The organism is Streptomyces sp. NPDC096132 (assembly GCF_044763345.1).
Lineage (GTDB): Bacteria > Actinomycetota > Actinomycetes > Streptomycetales > Streptomycetaceae > Streptomyces.
On record NZ_JBIWGA010000014.1, the window covers coordinates 173895 to 194990 of the forward strand.

Below are 21096 nucleotides of genomic sequence, written 5' to 3' on the forward strand. Positions count from 1 at the left end.
GCGCCGGGCGGACCGATCACCTCCTACGGGCTGAAGGTGATCACCGAGGTGTAGTTCGATCCGGCGTTGAACTCCACCTTCTGCGTCCCGCTCGGCGAGCCGATGCCGCTCAGCGACAGCGTCCAGGTCCGGGTGGAGCCGCTGACCTTCAGGGTGGGGCTGGTCCCGAGCTCGGTCCAGCTCCAGTCGGTCGACCGGCTCCGGTAGAGGCCGCCGTTCTCGATCATGTAGTCGGCGCCGAGGGCCGAGGGCGAGGGATAGGGGAGTTGATAACCGGTCGAGGTGTCGCCGTCGGTGTTGATGAAGACGTGGTAGTAGCGCTCCGAGGCCTGGAAGGTCGCCTGGAACGTCACGGTTCCGGAGGCCACGCAGGCGGAGTGGTCACTGATGGTGCCGGAGCCGGCGGTGGAGGTGCACGAGGTGCCGCTGCCGCTGCTGCTCGACCCGGAGTCGGCACGGCGGGTACTGCCACCCGAGGTCGCGGACGGCTTGGCCTCCGCCTTGGTGCGCGCATCACCGGCCTCGGCGCCGGCCGACCCCGTGGCCGAGGCCTTCGGCGACGCGCTCTTGCGGTCGGCCGACGGTGATCCCGACGGCGAGGTCGACGGCGAGCCCGATCCGCCCCCGGTCGGCGTGCTGTCGTACACCCCGCCCTCCTGAGTGGAGTCCGGCACGGCACCCGGCGCCGAGGCCGACGGGCGAGTGCTCCTGGCGCCGCCGAGATAGAAGGCACCACCGACCAGAGCGCCCACCCCCACGACGGCACCGATCACCAGCACTGCCCGAGGTAACCGCCGTCGGCCCGAGGACGAAGAGGTGGCCGCGCCCGAGCCGGCAGCCGCACGCCCTCCATCCGAGGACGACGGGGTGGCCGCGCCCGAGCCGCTCGCCGCCTGCCGCCCGGCCGAGGACGACGGCGCGGCCGCAGCCGAGCCGCTCGCCGTCCGCCGCCCGGCCGAGGACGACGGCGCGGCCGCGCCCGAGCCGCTCGCCGTCCGCCGCCCGGCCGAGGACGGCAGGGCGACCGTGGCCGAAGCCGAGCCGGTGGCCGCCCGGTCGGGCGTCGTGACGGTGAGCTCCGCGACGAACGAGACCGCCGCCTCGGACATCGGCGGCGCCGAAGCCTCCGCCTCCGCCTCCGGCCCGGTCTCGGAATCGTCCTCCGACCCGGCCTTCGACTTGGGGACACCGGCCGCCGCCGCGGCGATCGCCGACGGCCCCTTCGACCGGCGTGGCAGCGGAGCCTGCACGGTGGCGTCCTTCCACGAGAGCTACGCCGAACGCGTCCGGCAGCACTGGGCGGCCGATCGTACCGGAGTTCGATACACCCTCGACCTCCACAGGAACCCCCACCCGACGCCGACCGTTTTCGTGATCGCTGCCGCACACCCCGCGCGTAGGAGACTCCTGCAAGGACGGAAGACCGGGGATGGTTCTTGGAGTTATCGCATTTGGCACCTGTGAACCTGTTGCCGCGTTGTTGCAGCAGCCCGCTCTGAACGACCGTCAGACGTCGAGCTCGCGGCACACAGCCGCCGAACCACCGCTAGGCGGCCTTGGACCGCGCCGCACGCGTGCCCGGGGTGGGCTCCTGTACATGCTCGGACCAGAAGATCTCGTCCTCTCCGAAGTCCGGGGCCTGGAAGGGGTTTGTCGTCGGAGGCGGCGATACAGCGGTGGAACGGCGGGGTTGCCCTTCCAGGGCGGAGAACAGCGACGTCGGGTCGATGGGGGTCTGCCTTTCGTTACAGGTCCCTGCTGGGGCCTGGCGTGCCGTGACCGGGCACAGCGGTCCTACAGCTTGGTCATCTTGGCGTACGGGCTCAAGATCCGCATTTGCGCCGAGCCGAAATCCACGAGGGCCGCGATTCCGTCCTCGATGCCGACCACCCGGCCGAGGCCGTACACGTCGTGTGTGACCTGGTCGCCCATGGCGAAGTGCTTGGGAGCCGGTGCGACCGGGGCCTTGAAGGGGCTGGTGGGCAGATGACGCTTCGGTGCCGGAGGCTTTGTCATGGCTCAGTATGAGCCTATGCGCATCCCGCTCGCTGTGGCCGTCGGCACAGATCCGGAAATACCAGAGGCCCCGGATCTCTCCGGGGCCTCTGACCTGTGTGCACTCGGCAGGATTCGAACCTGCAACCTTCTGATCCGTAGCTCTGGAGAGATCGGTCATTGGAGGTCATACAGGCTACGGGGAGTGCTGTGCGGGCCGATGCTGGGCGCTGACGGTTGCTGGGGTTGCTGTACTCCGTTGCTGTACAGCAACGGCTACCAGGCCCGCCAGTCATCGGTGATCTCGGTGCGGCTGATGCCTCGCCTGGCTGCCAGAGCCGGGACGTCGATGCCGTGCTCCATCAAGGTGTGATCGATGTAGAGGCACAGTTCTTCACGCTCCTGGGTCTCGTAGCCGGCACCGTCGTGCTCCTCGTTGATCTCGTTCAGCACCAGAACGACACACTTGATCGCCTCGAAGACCTGCTCGTCGTCCTGGTCCCGGAGCACCTCCACATTCAACTCGAACGCGCGCAGTGCCTCATCCGTGGCCACAAGCAGCGATTCCGGGAAGAGCTCCGTCAGGAAGGCATCGCTCGGGGAGCGGGTTCCCGCCGCGAGCTCTGTTGCCTCTTCGTCCACGCGCGCACGCCAACGTGCTGACGGTCTGATTGCCATGCCCTGGACGGTAAGCCCAGGCTCTGACAGTGCCGCTGCCGCGCACGCTTTCCAACTGTGGTGGTGCCTCGCGGGGCCGCGTACGAGGTCGTTCACCTGCGTTCATGGCCGGTCGGTTGCGGGAGCGGCTACGGGTTACGGTCCCGTCTGAACGGCCGTGAACGGCGCTGAATGAGACGGAAAATGAGACGGAGGGCGGGGTCGGGCTCGCTAGCATCGTCGCTGTTGAAGGGGGGAGCCATGGCACTGGTCCGCAAGGGATCACGACGGATCGTTGTCGACGGCACGGCCTACCGCTGGCGGCTCCGAGGCCGGCCGACGTACTTTCAGGCGCTGGCCTGGTTGCCGTGCACGTTCGCAGTCGAGCATGCGGATACCCCGGGCATGACGCTCGTGGTCACCACGAACCAGCCGCATCCGAGCAACTGGTTCGGACGCGAGGCCGCGCCTATACTGCCGTCCGGCGTTGCCCAGGCCATTCAGCTTGCTCTCCGCGCGGGTTGGACTCCGACGGCTCCGGGCTCCCCGTTCCGCCTCGACCAATCCGCTGGCCTCACGCCCTCGTCCTGAACGCCGTGGCGCTGGCACGGCTACCTCTTGCAGTGCTGGCAGGCTGTGAGCCCTTGCTCCTTGGCCTGGTCCTCGGACATCGGCTCTTGACCCATGTAGGTGTCCTGCTTCCCGTTCAACGACGGGCAGTCGGCGTCGGTGTGGTACTTGGTCCGGTGATCCCCGATGCGTACGTGAACAGTGCTCATGAGGGCTCCTGAATTGCTTGCCTGACGATGTGTAAGCGGGACACGGTAAGAAACACCCCATCTTGCCGGACGGCTACCCCTGGGGGGAAACCCGTATGGGCTGGGGTCTGTGACCTGGGGTTTCGGGGTTGACGGTTGCGGCTCGACTGTCACTGTCGGTCGCTGTTGGTCGACCTCGGGCGCCCTCGCACGGCCCAGGGACGGCCCCACGATGATCACTTGGCAGGCATGACATCCTGGCGCCATGGCAGCAGTGGACGTACAGGACGACCTGCGGCACCTGCTCACCGAGTGGGACCCGATCGGCGTGGCCGATCTTGTACCAGATGAGTACGACTGCCTCGTCGCTCCGATCCTCAGCCGACTGAAGCGCGGAGCTGACCGAGCAGAGCTGAAGGAGTTCCTATGCCACGAGCTGACAGCTCACTTCGGCTTGAGCCACCCCTACGACGTGGATGGAATGTCGGACCGCCTCACCGCTTGGTGGACATCGATACGCCTCCAGGGATCCTGACAAGGGGATTCCCCGTGGTTCCCCGCAGGATCTGGCATGGGTCTGGCACGATCCCTACGGCTTCAGGTCATCACGGAGTCGGCTCTGCGACATGCCCAGGGCGACAAGGCCGATTCCGAACACGATCAACCATGGATGCTCAAACCTGCCGCATGCCACGAGCAACGGCCCGCTCCACCGGGTTGGCTATTGGGACCCTCCCCAGGGCAACGGGCACCTTGATGCGGACCGCCTGAACCGCGTCCTCGGTCCGGAGACTGACCCGGCTTGCGAAACCGGTCACCCCCGACCGAGCTCACTGTTACGTTCGCAGAATGGCTGATCTTGTCGGACTCCTGCAGATCCTCGGAGCTGGCAGCGTGGGTGGGCTCGTCACGCAGTACGTGAGCGCTGGCCCCGAACGTCGCCAAGCTCGTGCAGCTGCCCGCAGCGCTATGAGCGCCTTGGAGGAAGCGGTGTGGTCTGAAGGTAGACAAGAAGAGTGGGCGAAGCTCCGCTCTGCTCAGCATGCCTTTGAAGCAGCCGCTTTGATCGCCGGCGTTCCTCAGGAAGTATCCGACTGGTACGTGAAAACAAGGGCTGCCATCTACAGGGAGAGCCGCCGCAGCTGGGAGCAGTATCCCGATCCTGAATACGGTGGGGGAGTCAACGTCGAGTACCTCCGTGCGCTCAATGAAGCGACAGCCTTGGTCTACGAGGCTCTGTGGCATCCACACCGGTCAAAGTTGCTATGGCGACGGAGACTCAAAGTGGCGCGAGCCAGGGGCCGAGCGGCTGTCGCAGACTCGTCTGTCGCTCTCCGCGCTCTGGAGGATGAGTAAGGTGACCCAGCTTCGGCCACGCGGGAGTCCCGTGAGCGTGAACCGATCTTGAAAACCGTCGTGGCAGCGATGTCACCGTGGGTTCAAATCCCACCGTCTCCGCAGTAGAACGGCCCCTGACCTGGTGTATCGGTCAGGGGCCGCTCTCATGCGCGCTGTCCGTCAGTCACCGTGGTTCCCCCTCAGTTCCCGTTCGATAGGGCACGGCAGGGGCACGGGGATCTTCGGCTGGCCGCCTGAACCTCAGCCGACGAAAGTCAGCCACGACGGCGGGTGTGCCAGCCGACCACGCACGCGTATGCCTCGCTGCCCCCCCACCGGCCTCAGCCACGCTACTGGCTTGTGTCGTCGACCAGAGCAAGTCACGACGGCGGAACCGTTGTGGCGAGGCATTGGGCAATGACTGCTTCGTCCCGAAGCAACTTGGGTGGGGGTGCTGCCTTGGGGTGTTGTGGCTCTAACCTGCCCTGATGGTCCGTAGGCGTTCGCGGTCGTCCGCCGCTGTTCGTGGGCGTTGTTACGCAGTTAGACACTCGCCCTGCGCAGGATCTTTCATTTCTCCCCGGGCGGGATGAGGCGATCGGCGCTCTCGGCGTCGTCCACGTGTCCGTGCCTGTCGACTGTGATTGGGGTGGCTCGTCCCTTGAAGGTGACGAGCCATGCAAGCACCTGCTCGGTCAAGGGCCCGTTGTCTGGCCCCTCGTCCTTCCAGTACGCGCGCCAGCCTGCTCCGGGAATGGCGGCCACCACTTGGTCGGCTCGCTCCAGATGGGAGAAGTCCGGGTAGTCCGTCACCAGACGACGAGTACCGCGTTTGGGATCGACTACGAGGGCAACGCCTGTCTCTGTGTCCCAGGCGTCCACGTCCACGGTCCGACCGATCATCGTCTCCGTGCCGGTGAAGATCGCGAGCCAACCTGTCCCGTTGAAATAGTGCATACAGTCATCGTCCATGACAGCGGCCGGCCTTGGCGGACCAACTCCGGCGCCCTGGTCCGCCCTCAGTTTTGGAAGCTGCGATCATTCGCAGCTCATCCGTGCGCTGACCTCGGCGAACGCTTGATCTGCGGCGCCGTCGGACACGGCTGTTTTTGCCGTGGCTCCCCGCTGTTCCCTGCTGGATCTGGTGCGGTTGTTGTGCGGCTCGAATGCTGATGGGTCTGGTACTGAGGCCGAAGGAGGGACGCTGGCCGGTGACTCCATTACTGCCGCGCCTGTTCAGACTGCATTGTTACCCAGGGCGGAGCGGGCCGCCTCCATGAATTCAGACCGGCTTCGATGGATCTCTTCCATTGCCGATTGCGCGCTCAGGCGATCGACGTCCATAAGGATAGAATTAGAGTTCAGGTTTTGGCGGCCCTGCGGTTCGGTAAGTTGCATCAACAGCTGAGCCACAGTTGAAGTCGCATTCTCCATGCTCTGCCAATATGCGACAGCCTTATTCATGGCGGTCCGCTCCCCTTCGAGTTCAATCATGGTGATGCACTCGCTCACCTTTTCGAGCATAGAATTGACGGATTCCGCCCTTTCTAGCATTGAGTCCACATTTGCAACCTTGCAATGCATGACCTCAGCAATGGTCTTCTTTGCCTTATTTGCCTCGTTAATGAGGTCTACGTACGTTGTGCGACTTATCTCGCGATGACGCGTACGGTGCTGCTCTTGCAGATCCAGGACTTGGCTCGCTCTCTGCCCTGAGAGCTGGGTTCGGGCAACTTTCACTCCCAACAAGCCCGTAGCCAGTGCACCAGCTACAGCGCCTGCCACTGCGCCGCCAGCACCGACGAGCGCGATATACGTCTGCGACATAGGCTAATCATCTCGAACACTCGTACCTCGGTCATGGAATCGGAAGCGGTCGGGAGAGCCGCGATGATGAGCCAAGACCTGTCTTCTTGCCCTGGGTCTTGCCGGGGATCTTGCTGAGCTGGGTCTTTGCTGGTCAGAGGTAGGGGGCTCGTGCGCCTGGCGGTCGTCGTTGGTCGTCATTGGCCACTGTCGAGCGGCCTCGGACGGCCCAGGGACGGCCCAGCTTCCCCTCACTCGACTGACGGCCGGCACCCTCGATGCGCCCGGCCTGAACCTCAGCCGATGACAGTCAGCCACGACGGCGGGTGCGCCGACCGACCACGCACGCGTGTGTCTCGCTGCACCCCCACCGGCCTTAGAAGTCATCTCATTTGGTGAGTCGGCGGTAGCAGATCAAGGTGCAGGTGATGCTGGTGAAGGCCAGGAAGTGCTCGGCTTTGCGTTCGTAGCGGCGGTGCAGTCGGCGGCATCCGGCGAGCCAGGCCATGGTGCGTTCGATGGTCCAACGGTGGCGGCCGAGTCGTTGCGAGGTCTCGATGCCCTTGCGGGCGATGCGGTGCCGGATGCCTCGGCCGGATAGCCATCGCCGCAGGTGGTTGTAGTCGTAGCCCTTGTCGGCGTGGAGTTTGTGGGGCCTGCGTCGCCTGCGTCCGCGGCGGGAGCGGATCGGCGGTATGCCCTTCACCAGTGGGATCAGTGCCTGGCTGTCGTGCATGTTCGCGCCGGAAATGCCGATGGACAGGGGCAGACCGGTCCGCTCCGTGATCAAGTGGATCTTTGACCCGTACTTGCCCCGGTCCACAGGATTCGGGCCTGTCAGCTCCCCCTTTTCAAGGCCCGCATGTTGACCGAGTCGATCGCGCACCGGGACCAGTCCAGCTCGCCGCGGGATCCGAGTTCGTCGAGGACCAGGCGGTGCAGTTTGGCCCACACCCGGGCCTTCGTCCACTCGGTGAATCGTCGGTGAGCCGTCGCGCCAGACGGCCCAAACGATGCGGTCGGCAACTGCTGCCACGTGCAGCCCGAGGTCGCCACGAAGACGATTGCGGCCAGCACTTCGCGGTCGCCGTGCCGACGCCGGCCACCGCCCTGAGGCCGCGAGGGCGCCTCCGGCACCACCCGTTGGAACAGCTCCCACAACTCGTCTGGCACCAGCCGCTCAACGATCCCTGCCACGACAGGCAGCTTACCCAGCCAAATGAGATGACGTCTTAGCCACGCTGCCAATCCCGTCGACCAAATCGAGCCACGACGGCCGGGCCGCGAGACGATGCCTGAGCCATCAGCTTGGGAAGCTAAGGGTATCTAGGGCTGGCTCCGGGCCTGACCTGCGGCGGGGAGATGCAGACGCCTGGTGGACGGTCGACGGGTTCACCGCTGTTCCCCGTGGTTCCCCGCACGATCTGGCACGCGTCTGGCACGAGTCATTCGTCGTCGCACCGCTCCAAGACCAGGCCCACGGAGCCTTCTTCGAGTCCGTTGTGCGCCTCCAGGTGGAGGTGAGCGCCGTCCGGTGTGCCGTCCTGGGCGAGTGTGAGGAGGTGGCCGGCCAGGGTCTTCAGCCCGGCTGCGTTGGCCTCGATGACGATCTCTCCGCCCAGGTTGCGGACCTCGATGCGTGAGCCTTCTTCCCACGTGAAGACTCTGGTGGTTCCGTCGGTCACCTCACGCACGTGTGTGGTCATCGACGGAGCAGCGCTGGGTTCAGGGGTCATACACCAAGCATCGCGTACTCAAGGTCGGCCGCGACGGCGAGAACCGTACGGCGAGACAGGGGTGATGACTTCTTCGTCCCGAAGCAACTTGAGTGGGGGCGCTGCCTTGGGCTGAGGTGCCTTTCACCTGCGCTAATGGTTCGCAGGCGTCCGTGCTTGTTCGCCGATGTTCATCGGCGTTGTCACGCAGTTAGACACTCACCGCTGGTGCGTCCTGCCTCACTACAGCTTGATCAGTCTCGGGCGGGCATCTGGGCGCCCGTACGCCAGGATGCGCGGTAGCACCTCGCGCATGCGCGCCACGTCCGCCGCCGGCGCCCGAAGCAAGACCTCGACGACGGGATCGGCTAGGCCGAGAGCGTCCAATGACGAGGGATCCAATGTCACCCGCAGCAACTCGCCGTCTAGTTCCACCTCACGTACGCAGCCGTAGGCGGTGCCCTGGTCGGGTGTAACCAGACAGTGTGTGTCCATGCCGAGGCGCACTTCCTGCGCGTCGGGCTCGTTGAAGTCGCACATGAACAGCAGGGAGAACGCCTCCTCGTCGTCCGACTCGGCCACCCCCGCCATCACGCAGTCGCCTTGGTCCAGCTCGTCCAGCCCGCAGGCAAGTTGCGCCGTGAATCTGTACGTCATGCGGGTGTTCTAGCACCCGTGAGCGACACTCGCGATCACATCGCGGGCGAGGACTTGGAGCTGTGGCCTCATCCTTATCAGGTCGGTCACAGAGGTCGGCGACGTTGGTCAACCGGCCGTGGTCCTCGGCTGACCGTCCGCTCGGGTTCGACGCTGGCCGCCGGTGTCCGGAGCTGTTGGTGTCAGGCGCTGGTGTCAGCCGCCGGGGGCAGACTTGACAGGTTCGCCACCCACCCTCTCAGGCTCCGGCACGGTCATCTCTCCAGAGCCGTTCCGGGGCCCGTCTGTACCTCAGCCGACGACAGTCAGCCACGACGGCGGGTGCGCCGACCGATCACGCACGCGTATGCCTCGCTGTACCCCCACCGGCCTCAGCCACGCTACTCGTACCGTCGATTAGAGCAAGCCGCGGCGGCAGCGGCGGTTGCAGCGATGCCAGGCCCCGGATGGCACGGATTACAACCCTGGATCCGCTTCTGCCTCTAGATTCACGGCATCATCGACCGAAACCTCTCCGACGCTGGGCGCGCTGGAGTCTCGCTCTTCGGCCATGGTTTCACCGACGAGCTCCAATGCCCGCGCGTGCAAGGTCGTGGAGCGCGCTTCCAAGAATCCAGCGTAGTCGTCCGAGAGAGCAAGTTCGAATGCTTCTTCGGAGACGAACATGGTACCGAGCCGCCCAAGTGTCTCTTCCCGCCCGATGGAATCTACCAAATCTTTCAGGTAGCGCGACGGGGCGGAATTACTGATCTTGATATTGCTCACGGAGGACAACAGAACGATATTCCCCACGGCATTTGCTCGACCCGGCGGAATATCGCTATTTTTCAAGAAGTCACGCGGGAAGAAATGATGATATTCCTTGTCATTGCTCCAGGATAGGGACTTCCCCACGTCAATCCTCTGCCCCGTGAGCAAATCAACAGGGCCAGCATAAGAAAGCATTAGTGCCAGCATCTTCGAAACAGCACTGTTGGCACGAAACTGAGATACCTTCCAAATGTCCTTGCGTGGAAGGGAAGCTGGAACTTCCAGCGGAGTTCCAGGTTCAGCTCCGGCGAAGTCTTGGATGGCTCTCCAGTCGCTGGACATCTGACCTGTGTTCCAGCCACCGAAATAGCCACTAAGCGTTGTCCGCCAAAACCAATACTCCAATTCGACAAACTGATCGTTACTTGGAGCAGGAACCCGCCTGAAGATCTCAGTAAGAACCGCAAACTGATTCGTATAGGGAAGGGCTTGTGGACGAGGGGCTCGGATGTGGGTAGTAAGGAAGTCGACAGACTTTTTGGCCGCTTCAGTTACCTCGCCGATGACGTGCCGAAGCTCCTCAACGTTCTTGTCGCGCAGCTTATCGATATCGTCGACGGCAAAACCATAACCGGCTCCAGCAGCCACAGACCGCAGAACGGTCTTGCGATCGATCGTGTTGTAATTGCGGGTAGCGAGGCTCCCCAGGATCCCATCGATTGCGTCTCGGAGATCAAATGCAGGATCCCATGTCGCCGCCCGCATTAGGTCGACAATCGTGAGGGGTGTCCCCTTGCTGTTCACGCGCTCGAAAATGGGGGCGATGTCGTCAATTGACATGTCGCCAAGGGTTACAGCAGCGATCATGTAGTCCTGAAACCTATTGAACAAGGCATCTGCCGCCGCCCTGGCAGCCTCTCCCTCAATTGCGGAAACGCGGCGGAAGAAATTCGCAGGATCCGACAGGAGGCGTAGCGGGATCTGTGTAAGAGGGGGGTCTTCCAGCTTCGCCTGCGCGCGTGGGCTCACATGCTCGGCTTCCGCGGCCACTTCTCCACCAAGTCCCGCCGCTACTCCACCACCCTCGGCGCCCTCCGCAACGCCCGCGCCGAATGGCAGCGCGCACAAGTCGCAGGCACCACAACCGACACGGGCCCCGAGACGACGTACGTCCTCGCGCACTGGGTGTTCGCAGGCACCGGCCTCTCCGACGCCGAAGCCTGGCTGGCCGCTTCCATCGAACCCGCCCCCGGAACAGAAGGAGAACCGACCAAGTGACCACCGTGACGATCCAGCGCAAGTGGCACACCACGGCCGAAGTCGCCGAGATGCTCGGCTTCGGACTCTCCAAGACGAAGGCGCTGGTGCTGAGCGGTGAGATCCGCTCCGTGAAGATCGGCCGTAACCGCCGTGTCCTCCCCGCCTGGGTCGACGAGTACGTGAACCGCTGCGCGGCCGACGCCGAGGGGTGGGCGGCATGAGCGGTAAGCGTGCCAACGGCGAAGGATCGATCTACGCCTACAAGAACGGCTTCGCGGCGTACGTCTGGGTGACCACCCCGGACGGAGATCGGAAGCGGAAGTACGTCTACGGCAAGACCCGCGAGGAGGTTCACGAGAAGTGGATCAAGCTGCACGGTGAGGCCGCCAAGAGCCCGGTGCAGACCCGTCACCGGACAGTCGCGGCGTTCCTCTCCTACTGGCTGGAGTCGATCGTCAAGCCGAACCTCGCGCCGCTCTCTTACGTCTCGTACGAGGGTTCCGTGCGGCTCTACATCGCCCCGCACCTGGGCTCGAAGCGACTCGACAAGTTGACCGTCCGGGACGTGCGCGAGTGGCTGACCAAGCTGGCCGGCATCTGCCAGTGCTGCGCCCAGGGCAAGGACGCCAAGCGGCCCAAGCCACGGCAGCGCTGCTGTGCCGTCGGTGAGTGCTGTGAGGCGTTCCCGTCCCGGCGGGTCGTCCAGGCGGCCCGTGACGCCCTGCGGGCCGCGCTCACCCACGCCGTGACCGAGGAGGAGATCAGCAAGAACGTGGCCTCCCTGGTCAAGGTCCCCAAGCCTCGCCGTAAGCGGATCAAGCCCTGGTCCGTCGTCGAGGCGGGGCGCTTCCTCGCTGACGCGCTCACTCGCGAAGATCCGCTCTTCGGCGCCTGGGTCCTGGTGCTCTGTCTCGGGCTCCGCCGGGGTGAAGTCCTCGGGCTCACCTGGAAGTCGATCGACTTCGAGACGGGTGAGCTGTACGTGGATCACCAGATCCAGCGAGCAGGCCGTCAGATCCTGCACCGCGAGACCAAGACCGAGGAGTCGGACGACTTCCGTCCCCTCCCCGCGTTCTGCCTCAAGGCGCTCCGCATGCGCCGCGCCCAGCAGACCGGAGACAAGACGGCGGCCGGGGAGCTCTGGCAGGACACCCGCGGCCTGGTCTTCACCACGAAGTACGGCACGCCCATCGAGCCAGGCAACCTCACCCGCATGTTCGCTCTACGCGCCCGCCGCGCCGGCCTCCGCGTCATCCCGCTCCGGAACACCCGCCACACATGTAGCTCGCTGCTCGTCGCCCTCAAGGTCCACCCGAAGGTGGCACAGCGCATCCTCCGCCACTCGCAGATCGCTATGACGATGGAGGTCTACGCGGAAGCGAGCGAGGAAGAGGTGCGGGCGGCGCTCGGCAAGTTGTCCGACGCCATGGGTGGTACAGCCTGACAGCGGCTGGCCGCACGGCGATGCCACTGAGGGCCCCTGAATCACGTCCAGGGGCCCTCAGCCGTGCCAACGAGCGGCGCCGAGCGGTACGCGCCCTCAGAAGGGAGGCGGGTCCGGGTGGGAAGGTGCGCGATTGGCGCCCTTGAGCAGGTTGATGATCCGCTCATGGGTGTCTCCGACTCGATCAACTGCCTGCACTTTGACGAACACGTTCTCCACCTCGCTCATGGCCTCCTCCGTGAACCAGCCCAGGAACATCAACTGCCCCCCTGGAATGGGCCGACCAGGTCCTATGAGGTCAAGGGCAAAGTCTCGCCTGTGCAGGAGCGCTCGGCTCTCCATCGAGTCCACCGCCGCCTGATGGGTCATCCAGTCCGAGGAGTCAGCGGCACCGCCCCGGGCCTTCGCGGCGGCCGTGTAGGTGACCCAGTAGCTCACGTGCGTCGTAACAGCCACGTCCTGGCCACCGTTGAACAAGTGGCACGCCCAAGCCAAACGGCTGTCGGGGGCCATGCCGTCCATGACACGGCCGAAGTAGCCGATAGCGGGTCTGACAGTGCGCGCGTACTGGGCACGAGCCAGAGTTGCCCCGCCTGTGGCGAGGACGGCCGCCGTCGCGCTCTGGATGTCCAGAAGCTTGAGCTTCCACGGCCAGTCACGGGTGAGTCGCTGCGGAAGGTTCTCCCGGACCAGGGTGTAGCAGAGGAGCAACACTGCGAGCCCAACGAGTACCACCAGGAACTTTGAGAAGAGCCCGTTCCGGTGGATCACGCGCTGCGTCGTCTCCATGCCCCGCCCCAGTCGACCCCGTCCAGTTGATCAAACTCTAGGGAGCAATCTTGGATGGAGACAGAGGGCGTGGGCGCTTGGGTACTGCAGCGCGCTGAGTGACGACTGTGAAAGCGCCGACACCCCGTTGCTGTACTTCGCTGCTGTACGCCCCGAAAATGTCAGAAGCCCCGGATCTCTCCGGGGCCTCTGACCTGTGTGCACTCGGCAGGATTCGAACCTGCAACCTTCTGATCCGTAGTCAGATGCTCTATCCGTTAAGCTACGAGTGCTTGTTATTCGGTTTTTCTGTCCTTCGCTCTCGGCCCTTCCGGCCCGCTCGCGGCGACAGGAAGAACATTACATGACTGCCGCCGACATGTGAAATCCGTTTGCCGTACCCCTTGTGAGCTGGGAAAACGCCCTCAGAGGGCCACTCGGGCCGTCGTGGGGAAGCGTCGTGGAACGACGAAGCCCCGGGCCGTGAACGGACCGGGGCTTCGGTGATCTGGCGGAGGCGGAGGGATTTGAACCCTCGATGGGCTTTAAGGCCCAAACCGCATTAGCAGTGCGGCGCCATAGACCGGACTAGGCGACGCCTCCAGCACAACCGCTCGCGTGTGTGCGAGTGGTGCGTGCAGATGATGACACAGTCGAGCGTGCTGTCACCAATCGACGTCCACGGTACTAGGCAGTCGGGTCACAGGGCAAAGGGCTTCCCCGTGCGGAACGTCGCCCGCGGCATCGCGTTAGTCCGGTCATGTCGCAGGTCACCTCACTCAGAGACCGTCGGCGGTCCCGCGCCACCGCCCTCACCACCCTCACCCTCGCGGTCGCCGCGGCCGCCCTCTGTGCCGTGCTTCCCGCTCCCGCCTCCGCCACCGTCCCCGCGGGGACCGTCCTCGCTCCTCCTCCCGTCCGGGAAGAAGACCGGGCCGGCGGAGATCACCTCGTCGTCACCGTCCGGCGGGCGGGAGGGCGGGTCGACGGGGTGTTCGAGGTGTGGTGCCATCCGGGCGGGGGCCGTCACCCGGACGTGTCAGGCGCGTGTCGGGCCGTGGAGCGGAACACCCGGTGGGGACGGGACGCCTTCGCGCCGGTGCCGAGCGGTGGTGTGTGCACCATGCGGTACGGCGGGCCGGCCACCGCCCGTGTCACCGGTCGCTGGGCCGGACGCCCCGTCGACACGACGTACGAACGCAGCGACGGGTGCGAGATCGAGCGGTGGGACCGGATGGTGCCCCTGCTGCCCGACCTTCGGCCCGCGCCCACCACCGGTTCCTGAGACCCTGCCGCCGCCGCATCCAGTGGCCCGCCCCTCCCCACCCCCGCCCCTCCAAGGGCGGTGGGCCGGGTTCCGGTCCCGGCCGGTACCCCCGGGACGGGGACCACTCGCACAGGTGCCGCACGGCGGATTCACCCGTCTCGTAAAACTCCGGCGAAGGTCATGCGTACGGTCACACGTTCTGTGTCACTTCGTCGTGCGAGCTCCCTCTCATCCGGGGGCTGTCACGGGAACCCAGCCCTTAGACTCCCTCGCGTGACACGCTGCGGGCCGGTTGGCAAGATGGCCCGAGCGGTCGGCAAGGTGCGGTAACAGGGAGGAAGCGACTCGTGAGCAGCAGGCCATCCCGAGGCGCTGCTCGCCTCGCAGCCATACTCGACGCGCTCCCCGACGCGTTGGTCCTGGTCAACGCCAATGGGACCGTCGTCAACGCGAACACGATCGCGCTCGAGGCCTTCGAGACTCCGGGTACGGCTCTGGTGGGGCGGGGGCTGCTCGATCTGCTCCCGCAGTTCGACTCCAAGCTGATCCCCGGGTCGATGCGGCGCCCCGATCACATGGATCCGCGGGGGCGGACCAAGCCGACGCGGATGGTCGCGCGGCGGACGGACGGGTCCGAGTTCCCCGTCGAGGTCACCAGCGCCAATCTCGAGAACGGCCAGCAGGCCTACGACAGCTACGGCTACAGCGGCGACGAGCTGCTGATGCTCGTCGTACGGGACCTGACCGGCACCGTCGACACCGAGGCCGAGCTGGCGCGTTCGCAGCGGCAGACCGAGATGATCCTGCGCGCCGCGTCGGAAGGCGTCGTGGGGACCGACACGGACGGGCGGATCGTGCTCGTCAACCCGGCCGCCGCGCAGATCCTCGGCTACCGCGCCAGCGATCTCGGCGGCAAGGAGCTGCACACCCTCATCGTGCACTCGCGCGCCGACGGCTCGCCCTTCCCGTACGACGAGTCGCCGCTCGCCGACACCCTGCGCTCCGGGCGCAAGCACCGGGTGCGGGGACAGGTGCTGTGGTCGAAGGGCGGCGAGAAGGTCTCCGTCGACCTGACCACCGCTCCCGTGCGCGACGGGGACCAGCTCGTCGGCGCCGTCATGACCTTCACCGACCGACGGCCCTACGACGCCCTCGCCACGGAGAAGGAGTCCGTCGAGAAGTCGCACGAGGACGAGCTGGAACGGCTCTCCGAGGAGCACGCCTCCGACCTCACCGCGCTGCGCCAGCAGCACGTCACCGAGCTGGAGGAGCTGCACGAGGAGCACGCCGAGGAGGTCGCCGCCGCCGAGGAGCGCTACGCGGCCCTCGGCGAGCGGGAGAAGGACCGTTACGACGCACTCGCCGGGCGGTACGACCAGCTGCTCACCCTTCTCGGCGCGTCCCTGCGCGGACCGCTGGACGAGCTGCGCCGCGAGCTGGCCGCGCTCGCCGCGGACGACGCCGGACAGCTGTGGCCCGAGGCCAACCAGGTGCTGCATCACCTGTCCGCCGGGTACTCGCGCATCACGACGCTGATCGACAACGTTCTCGGCTACCAGCGGCTCGACGCCGGCAGCGAGGAGATCGCCCGTACGAAGGTGATGCTCGACGCCGTCGTCGCCGCCGGTGTCGACGGGGCCGTCGAGCTGATCGGGCCGGGACGGGTGCAGTTCGCGGTGCACGCGCCGCCCATCGAGGCCGAGGTCGACGCCCGGCTGCTCGCGACCGCGCTCGCGCATCTCGTCGCCGACGTCGCGGGCGTCGACGCCACCGGCAACGCGCCCGTCTCGGCGGGCGGTTACATGGACAACACCGTGGTCGTGGCGGCCGCCCAGCGGGGAGAGGTCGTCCGGATCGAGGTGCGCGGGCCGTACGCCGGCGGCGATCCGGTGCACGAGCCGATCGTGCGCGGGATCGTGCGCGCGCACGGTGGTGTGCTGCAGACGCACGAAGTGCCGGGCATGAGCGGCAGTGCCTACGTCCTCGAAGTCCCCCTCGGGGGCGGGGCGGGCGCCGTCGCCCCTCCGGCGCCCGCGGCGCTGCCCGCCGCGTTGCCCGCCGCGCAGAGCGTTCCGGACGACGGCGAGCACGCCGAGCAGAGTGGTTCCGGGCGCCGGCGCGCCCGCCGGTCCTCCGTGGACGCCTTCCTGGAGGGTGAGGTTCCGGGTTCGGCCGAGGGGGCCGACGCGGAGGGTGCCACGCCGCCCACCGGGCGACGGCGCCGGCGCGGTCCGGCCGCCGACGAGACTCCGGGCGAGGCGACGGAGGGCGCCGAAGAGGTCACCGGAGGTTCCGGGCGACGGCGTGGACGTCCCGCCGAGGACGCGGGAGCCGGTGCGGGTGTGGCCGAGGGTGCGGTCGTGACCGCCGCCGAGCACGCGGCGGGGACCGCCGCCGCGGGGACGGGACTGGGCGGCACCGTTCCGCCCCAGGGCGTGCCCGCGCCGCCCGGCGGAAGGCGTGTCGACGACGGACAGCAGAACGCCCTCCCGCCCGCTCTGCCGGCGGTCGCGGGGGCTCCCGCGCCCGCCGAGGACGGGCAGCCGACCGGGCGCCGCCGGCGAGCGCTGGCCGCCGCGTCCGAGCGCGCCGCCGCGCAGGAGGCGGGGCCGCGCACGGTGTTCGCCCTGCCGCCGGCGGAGGCGGACCGGGCGGTGGACGGTTCGGGCGTGCCCGGGCAGGCGCAGGAGGTCGGAACGCTTCCGGCTCCGGCTCCGGTTCCCGTCCCCGTGCCGGGCCAGGCTCCGGTGGCCCAGATTCCCGCCCAGGGCTCGTCCGAGGACGCCCTGATCGACCACGGCCGGCACGACGCCGTACCGCACGACCAGGCCGACGACCACACCCCGCCCCAGCCGCATCCCACGAACGCGCCCACCGGCCGCCGCCGACGGGCCGTGGGCCAGCCCGCGGAGGCCACGGGCGTGGTGGCGCCCGGGGGTGTGCCGGCGCAGGCACAGGCCCCGGTGCCGACTCAGGCTCCGGCTCCGGCTCCGATCCCGGCTCAGGCTCAGGCTCAGGCCGCTCAGGGACCTGCTCAGGTTCAGGCCGCCCAGGCGCAGGCCGTTCCGGGACAGGCCGGAGCGGCTCAGGGGATGCAGCCCGTCGGCGCTCAGCCCCTGCCCGGGCAGCCCGTTCCCCCTGCCGGGCAGCCGCTCCCCGGGCAGCCCGTCCCACCCCAGGTCGCCGCCCAGGCACTCCCCGCCGAAGCCGTCCCCGGCGCCGCCCCGGCCGACCCGGCCGCCGCCGCCGTACCGAACCCCGGCGCGCCGCCCGTGCCCGCCCCCGTACCGACCACGTCGACCCCCAGCACGGGCACCCCCCTCCCGCCCGAGGCTCCCGTGCCCGCGGCCGCTCCCGTGGCGCAGCCGCTGCCCGCCGAGGCCGCGGCGCTGCCCATGGACCCGAACTCGACGCAGGGCCGGGCGATCAGCGTGCGGACGCTGGGGCAGGGTGTCCCCTTCACCCGGCAGGCCGCGCAGGTGCAGCAGGCGCAGCCCGCCGCGCAGGCCATGGCCACCCCCGCCCCGCACAGTCCGGGCGGTTCCGGGCGGCGCCGCAAGCTGGGCACACCGCCGGACCCGGCCGCCCGCCCGGAGCAGACGGCGCGTCCACATCCGCCGGCCGAGCAGCCCGTCGCGGGCCAGGCGCCGATGCCTCAGCAGCCGTCACTCACGGGTCAGGCATCGATGCCCGCGCAGCCCTCGCTCGCGGGCCAGGCACCGATGCCCCAGCAGCCCTCGCTCGCCGGCCAGGTACCGCTCGCCCCGCAGCACTCCCTCGCGGGGCAGCCGCCGGCGCCGCAGGCGTCCCTGGCCGGTCAGGCGCTGTCCCCTCAGCCGTCCCTCGCCGGTCAGCCGCGGCTCGCGGGGACCACGGAGGGTGCCGGGAGGTCGTACGCCATAGGGGCGCCGGACGAGAACGCCGCCGAGGGGCCCGAGCCGCTGGACGGTCCCGGTGGGGCCATCGAGGTGGCGGACCCGCCGCGCCCGGTGCCGATGGACGACGAACTGCCGCCGGAGCCGCTGGACAACCCGCGCCGGCTGCTGGTGTGGCCGGCGCCGGACGTCTCCACCCAGCAGGCGCTGAGCGACTGCGGCTACCGGCCCGTCATCGTGCACTCGCGCGAGGAGGTCGACGCGCAGATCGCCGCCTTCCCGGCCGCGCTGTTCGTGGACCCGCTGACCGGGCCGATCACCCGTACCGCGCTGCAGTCGCTGCGGCAGGCGGCGGTGGCCGCCGAGGTCCCGGTGCTCGTCACGGCCGGGCTCGGACAGGCGACGCGCGAGGCGGCGTACGGCGCCGACCCCGCCGTACTGCTGAAGGCGCTCGCGCCCCGGGACAGTGAGCAGCACCCGCCGCGCGTGCTGCTCATCGAGGAGCACGCGGAGATCGCGCTGGCCCTGACCGCGACGCTGGAGCGGCGCGGGATGCAGGTCGCGCGGGCGGCGAGCGACGCGGACGCGGTCACGCTCGCCGGGCAGCTGCGGCCGAACCTGGTGGTGATGGACCTGATGCAGGTGCACCGGCGGCAGCCCGGGTACGCCGGCATCATCGACTGGCTGCGCGCGAACGGGCAGCTCAACCGCACTCCGCTGGTCGTCTACACGGCGGCCGTCGACCAGGCGGACCTGCCGCGGCTGGCGTCGGGGGAGACTGTGCTGTTCCTCGCCGAGCGGTCCACCAGCGCCGAGGTGCAGAGCAGGATCGTGGACCTGCTGGCACGGATCGGCACCAACTGATCCCCGCTGATCCCTACTGATCCCTACTTAGCGATCATGCTGCGCGCCGCCTCCTTGATGGAGTCGCGCAAGCGGGCGCGGTCGGTGTCCTCGCGGTCGGCCAGAATGCGGCGTACGCCGGGCAGGTGCCGCGAGGTGACCTGCCCGGCGTACTGAAGTGAACCGTACTCAGTGAAGGACAGCTCTCAGAGCCGGGTGACGTCCAGCGTGCCCTCCGCGTACTGCCTGCGGAGCACCTTCTTGTCGAACTTGCCCACGCTGGTCTTCGGGACCGCCTCGACGATGGTCCAGCGTTCGGGGAGCTGCCACTTGGCGATCCTGGCCTCCTCGGCGAGGAAGGTGCGCAGGGTCTCGAAGTCGGCGGAGGAGCCCGCCTTGAGGACGACCGTGGCCAGCGGGCGCTCACCCCAGCGGTCGTCGGGGACGGCGACGACGGCCGCCTCGGCGACATCCGGGTGGGACATCAGGGCGTTCTCCAGCTCCACCGAGGAGATCCACTCGCCGCCGGACTTGATGACGTCCTTGGCGCGGTCGGTGAGGGTGAGGAAGCCGTCGGGGGAGATGGTGCCGACGTCGCCCGTCTTCAGCCAGCCGTCCTCGCTGAACTTGTCGGCGGGGCGGAGGGGTTCGGCGTCGGGGCCGTTGTAGTAGGCGCCGGCGATCCACGGGCCGCGCACCTCCAGCTCGCCCGCGGACTCGCCGTCCCAGGGGAGGCGTTCGCCGCCGGGGCCGGTCAGACGGGCCTCGACGCCGGCCGGGAAGCGGCCCTGCGTGAGGCGGTAGGCGAACTCCTGGTCGGTCCCGACGACATGGGCCGGCGGGCGGGCGATGGTGCCGAGCGGGGAGGTCTCCGTCATGCCCCAGGCGTGGCAGACCCGCATGCCGAGGTCGTCGAAGGCCGACATCAGGGCGGGCGGACAGGCCGAGCCGCCGATGGTGACCTGGGTGAGCGAGGTGACGTCCCGCGGCTTGGTGAGCAGCTCGGCGAGCAGGCCCTGCCAGATGGTGGGGACGGCGGCCGCGTGCGTCGGCTTCTCGCTCTCGATCATCTCGGCGAGCGGGGCGGGCTGCAGGAAGCGGTCCGGCATCAGCATGTTGACACCGGTCATGAAGGTGGCGTGCGGCAGGCCCCAGGCGTTGACGTGGAACTGCGGGACCACGATGAGCGAGGTGTCCTGGTCGGTCAGACCCATCGACTGGGCCATGTTGACCTGCATGGAGTGCAGATAGATCGAACGGTGGCTGTAGACCACGCCCTTGGGGTCGCCCGTGGTGCCGGAGGTGTAGCACATGGCGGCGGCGGAGCGTTCGTCCAGCTCGGGCCAGTCGTAAGCGGTGGGCTTGCCGGCGATCAGGTCTTCGTACTCGTGGACCTGGGGGCGGACGTCCGCGAGGAGGGAGCGGTCTCCGGGGCCGGAGACGACCACGTGCTCGACCGTCTTCAGGTGCGGGAGCAGCGGGGCCAGCAGGGGGAGCAGCGAGCCGTTCGCTATGACGACCCGGTCGGCCGCGTGGTTGACGATCCAGGCCAGCTGCTCGGCGGGCAGGCGCAGGTTCAGGGTGTGCAGGACCGCGCCCATGGAGGGGATCGCGAAGTAGGCCTCGACGTGCTCGGCGTTGTTCCACATGAGCGTGGCGACGCGTTCGTCGCCCTCGACTCCGAGGTCCTCGCGCAGGGCGTGGGCCAGCTGGGCGGCGCGGGCGCCGATCTCGCCGAAGGAGCGGCGCTGCGGCTCGCCCTCGCCCGTCCAGGTGGTCACCTGTGACGAGCCGTGGATCGCCGACCCGTGGGTCAGGATCCTCGAGATCAGCAGCGGTACGTCCTGCATGGTGCTCAGCACGGCGTCCTCCCAGGGCGGCGACATTGCCTACGCGGTGGTAACGGTTGCGCTGATTCTGCTCACATACCGCGCGGTATGTCACTAGGTGACGACGATCGATC

The 21096-nt window shown here is 67.8% G+C and carries 21 protein-coding genes, 2 tRNA genes and 1 pseudogene; 10 read left to right on the plus strand and 14 right to left on the minus strand.

The window, feature by feature from the left end; translation table 11 throughout:
- Positions 1-23 precede the first annotated feature (23 nt).
- Entirely contained in the window at positions 24-368 is a 345-nt protein-coding gene (locus ACIRF9_RS30675) for a hypothetical protein (protein WP_403828579.1), read from the minus strand.
- 19 nt (positions 369-387) lie between these two features.
- Between ACIRF9_RS30675 and ACIRF9_RS30680 the strand changes: the two genes are divergently transcribed.
- Together ACIRF9_RS30680 and ACIRF9_RS30685 are read left to right on the plus strand one after the other, a co-directional pair.
- Entirely contained in the window at positions 388-660 is a 273-nt protein-coding gene (locus tag ACIRF9_RS30680) for a hypothetical protein (protein ID WP_403828581.1), read from the plus strand.
- Between the two features lie 207 nt (positions 661-867).
- Complete coding sequence (locus ACIRF9_RS30685) at positions 868-1464, plus strand: hypothetical protein (RefSeq protein ID WP_403828583.1); 597 nt, start codon at positions 868-870, stop codon at positions 1462-1464.
- A 330-nt stretch (positions 1465-1794) separates the two neighbouring features.
- On the opposite strand, the gene ACIRF9_RS30690 is transcribed toward ACIRF9_RS30685, so the two are convergent.
- Complete coding sequence (locus tag ACIRF9_RS30690; protein WP_403828585.1) at positions 1795-2016, minus strand: hypothetical protein; 222 nt, start codon at positions 2014-2016, stop codon at positions 1795-1797.
- Between the two features lie 255 nt (positions 2017-2271).
- On the minus strand, positions 2272-2673 hold the full coding sequence (locus tag ACIRF9_RS30695; protein WP_403828587.1) for a hypothetical protein: 402 nt from the start codon (positions 2671-2673) through the stop codon (positions 2272-2274).
- A 240-nt stretch (positions 2674-2913) separates the two neighbouring features.
- On the opposite strand from ACIRF9_RS30695, the gene ACIRF9_RS30700 reads away from it, so the two are divergent.
- On the plus strand, positions 2914-3243 hold the full coding sequence (locus tag ACIRF9_RS30700; protein ID WP_403828589.1) for a hypothetical protein: 330 nt from the start codon (positions 2914-2916) through the stop codon (positions 3241-3243).
- Between the two features lie 20 nt (positions 3244-3263).
- Here the strand turns inward: ACIRF9_RS30700 and ACIRF9_RS30705 are convergent, their stop codons facing one another.
- Complete coding sequence (locus ACIRF9_RS30705; protein ID WP_403828591.1) at positions 3264-3431, minus strand: hypothetical protein; 168 nt, start codon at positions 3429-3431, stop codon at positions 3264-3266.
- Positions 3432-3675: 244 nt separating this feature from the next.
- Here ACIRF9_RS30705 and ACIRF9_RS30710 point away from each other — a divergent pair, with 244 nt between their 5' ends.
- The gene (locus ACIRF9_RS30710; RefSeq protein ID WP_403828593.1) at positions 3676-3945 is read left to right on the plus strand and encodes a hypothetical protein; all 270 of its coding nucleotides are present in this window, start codon (positions 3676-3678) and stop codon (positions 3943-3945) included.
- A 314-nt stretch (positions 3946-4259) separates the two neighbouring features.
- Positions 4260-4766 (plus strand): hypothetical protein, encoded by a 507-nt coding sequence (locus ACIRF9_RS30715; RefSeq protein ID WP_403828595.1) that lies wholly within the window; start codon positions 4260-4262, stop codon positions 4764-4766.
- Between the two features lie 552 nt (positions 4767-5318).
- Here the strand turns inward: ACIRF9_RS30715 and ACIRF9_RS30720 are convergent.
- The 6 genes from ACIRF9_RS30720 to ACIRF9_RS30745 form a co-directional block, all read right to left on the minus strand.
- The gene (locus ACIRF9_RS30720) at positions 5319-5705 is read right to left on the minus strand and encodes a hypothetical protein (protein ID WP_403828596.1); all 387 of its coding nucleotides are present in this window, start codon (positions 5703-5705) and stop codon (positions 5319-5321) included.
- 279 nt (positions 5706-5984) lie between these two features.
- The gene (locus ACIRF9_RS30725) at positions 5985-6575 is read right to left on the minus strand and encodes a hypothetical protein (RefSeq protein WP_403828598.1); all 591 of its coding nucleotides are present in this window, start codon (positions 6573-6575) and stop codon (positions 5985-5987) included.
- 367 nt (positions 6576-6942) lie between these two features.
- Positions 6943-7742 (minus strand): IS5 family transposase gene (locus ACIRF9_RS30730; protein ID WP_403828792.1). Its coding sequence is split into 2 segments (ribosomal slippage): positions 6943-7404 and positions 7407-7742, totalling 798 coding nucleotides; the frame shifts between segments, so codons are not numbered across the junction.
- Between the two features lie 257 nt (positions 7743-7999).
- Complete coding sequence (locus tag ACIRF9_RS30735; RefSeq protein WP_403828600.1) at positions 8000-8260, minus strand: hypothetical protein; 261 nt, start codon at positions 8258-8260, stop codon at positions 8000-8002.
- Between the two features lie 252 nt (positions 8261-8512).
- Complete coding sequence (locus ACIRF9_RS30740) at positions 8513-8926, minus strand: Imm10 family immunity protein (protein WP_403828602.1); 414 nt, start codon at positions 8924-8926, stop codon at positions 8513-8515.
- A 456-nt stretch (positions 8927-9382) separates the two neighbouring features.
- The gene (locus ACIRF9_RS30745; protein WP_403828604.1) at positions 9383-10705 is read right to left on the minus strand and encodes a hypothetical protein; all 1323 of its coding nucleotides are present in this window, start codon (positions 10703-10705) and stop codon (positions 9383-9385) included.
- Here ACIRF9_RS30745 and ACIRF9_RS30750 point away from each other — a divergent pair.
- The 3 genes and pseudogenes from ACIRF9_RS30750 to ACIRF9_RS30760 all read left to right on the plus strand — a co-directional run.
- Positions 10679-10954, plus strand: a pseudogene (locus tag ACIRF9_RS30750) (replication initiator); the annotation flags it as partial. The gene ACIRF9_RS30745 and the pseudogene ACIRF9_RS30750 sit on opposite strands and share 27 nt — an antisense overlap.
- A complete protein-coding gene (locus ACIRF9_RS30755) occupies positions 10951-11157 on the plus strand; it encodes a helix-turn-helix domain-containing protein (protein WP_403828606.1) in 207 nt (68 codons plus the stop codon). The pseudogene ACIRF9_RS30750 and the gene ACIRF9_RS30755, both read left to right, overlap by 4 nt.
- On the plus strand, positions 11145-12380 hold the full coding sequence (locus tag ACIRF9_RS30760) for a tyrosine-type recombinase/integrase (RefSeq protein WP_403828608.1): 1236 nt from the start codon (positions 11145-11147) through the stop codon (positions 12378-12380). Before ACIRF9_RS30755 ends, ACIRF9_RS30760 begins: the two co-directional genes overlap by 13 nt.
- 96 nt (positions 12381-12476) lie before the next feature.
- On the opposite strand, the gene ACIRF9_RS30765 is transcribed toward ACIRF9_RS30760, so the two are convergent.
- The 3 genes from ACIRF9_RS30765 to ACIRF9_RS30775 form a co-directional block, all read right to left on the minus strand.
- Positions 12477-13169, minus strand: a complete 693-nt coding sequence (locus tag ACIRF9_RS30765) for a hypothetical protein (RefSeq protein ID WP_403828610.1) — start codon at positions 13167-13169, stop codon at positions 12477-12479.
- Between the two features lie 199 nt (positions 13170-13368).
- Positions 13369-13441, minus strand: a tRNA-Arg gene (locus tag ACIRF9_RS30770).
- A 216-nt stretch (positions 13442-13657) separates the two neighbouring features.
- A tRNA-Ser gene (locus ACIRF9_RS30775) sits at positions 13658-13751 on the minus strand.
- A 157-nt stretch (positions 13752-13908) separates the two neighbouring features.
- Here ACIRF9_RS30775 and ACIRF9_RS30780 point away from each other — a divergent pair.
- Positions 13909-14433, plus strand: coding sequence for an SSI family serine proteinase inhibitor (locus ACIRF9_RS30780; protein WP_403828612.1), 525 nt, complete (start codon positions 13909-13911; stop codon positions 14431-14433).
- A 329-nt stretch (positions 14434-14762) separates the two neighbouring features.
- Positions 14763-19154, plus strand: coding sequence for a PAS domain-containing protein (locus ACIRF9_RS30785; protein ID WP_403828614.1), 4392 nt, complete (start codon positions 14763-14765; stop codon positions 19152-19154).
- Positions 19155-19339: 185 nt separating this feature from the next.
- On the opposite strand, the gene ACIRF9_RS30790 is transcribed toward ACIRF9_RS30785, so the two are convergent.
- Positions 19340-21019, minus strand: a complete 1680-nt coding sequence (locus ACIRF9_RS30790) for a long-chain fatty acid--CoA ligase (protein WP_403828616.1) — start codon at positions 21017-21019, stop codon at positions 19340-19342.
- Positions 21020-21096: the final 77 nt, after the last annotated feature.

Excerpts from the sequence above, each read along its gene's own strand:
- ACIRF9_RS30680 (WP_403828581.1), top strand. The coding sequence starts at position 388 with ATGGTGCCGGAGCCGGCGGTGGAGGTGCACGAGGTGCCGCTGCCGCTG.
- ACIRF9_RS30690 (WP_403828585.1), bottom strand. The coding sequence starts at position 2,016 with ATGACAAAGCCTCCGGCACCGAAGCGTCATCTGCCCACCAGCCCCTTC.
- ACIRF9_RS30695 (WP_403828587.1), bottom strand. The coding sequence starts at position 2,673 with ATGGCAATCAGACCGTCAGCACGTTGGCGTGCGCGCGTGGACGAAGAG.
- ACIRF9_RS30700 (WP_403828589.1), top strand. The coding sequence starts at position 2,914 with ATGGCACTGGTCCGCAAGGGATCACGACGGATCGTTGTCGACGGCACG.
- ACIRF9_RS30705 (WP_403828591.1), bottom strand. The coding sequence starts at position 3,431 with ATGAGCACTGTTCACGTACGCATCGGGGATCACCGGACCAAGTACCAC.
- ACIRF9_RS30710 (WP_403828593.1), top strand. The coding sequence starts at position 3,676 with ATGGCAGCAGTGGACGTACAGGACGACCTGCGGCACCTGCTCACCGAG.
- ACIRF9_RS30715 (WP_403828595.1), top strand. The coding sequence starts at position 4,260 with ATGGCTGATCTTGTCGGACTCCTGCAGATCCTCGGAGCTGGCAGCGTG.
- ACIRF9_RS30720 (WP_403828596.1), bottom strand. The coding sequence starts at position 5,705 with ATGCACTATTTCAACGGGACAGGTTGGCTCGCGATCTTCACCGGCACG.
- ACIRF9_RS30725 (WP_403828598.1), bottom strand. The coding sequence starts at position 6,575 with ATGTCGCAGACGTATATCGCGCTCGTCGGTGCTGGCGGCGCAGTGGCA.
- ACIRF9_RS30735 (WP_403828600.1), bottom strand. The coding sequence starts at position 8,260 with ATGACCACACACGTGCGTGAGGTGACCGACGGAACCACCAGAGTCTTC.
- ACIRF9_RS30740 (WP_403828602.1), bottom strand. The coding sequence starts at position 8,926 with ATGACGTACAGATTCACGGCGCAACTTGCCTGCGGGCTGGACGAGCTG.
- ACIRF9_RS30765 (WP_403828610.1), bottom strand. The coding sequence starts at position 13,169 with ATGGAGACGACGCAGCGCGTGATCCACCGGAACGGGCTCTTCTCAAAG.
- ACIRF9_RS30780 (WP_403828612.1), top strand. The coding sequence starts at position 13,909 with ATGTCGCAGGTCACCTCACTCAGAGACCGTCGGCGGTCCCGCGCCACC.
- ACIRF9_RS30790 (WP_403828616.1), bottom strand. The coding sequence starts at position 21,019 with ATGTCGCCGCCCTGGGAGGACGCCGTGCTGAGCACCATGCAGGACGTA.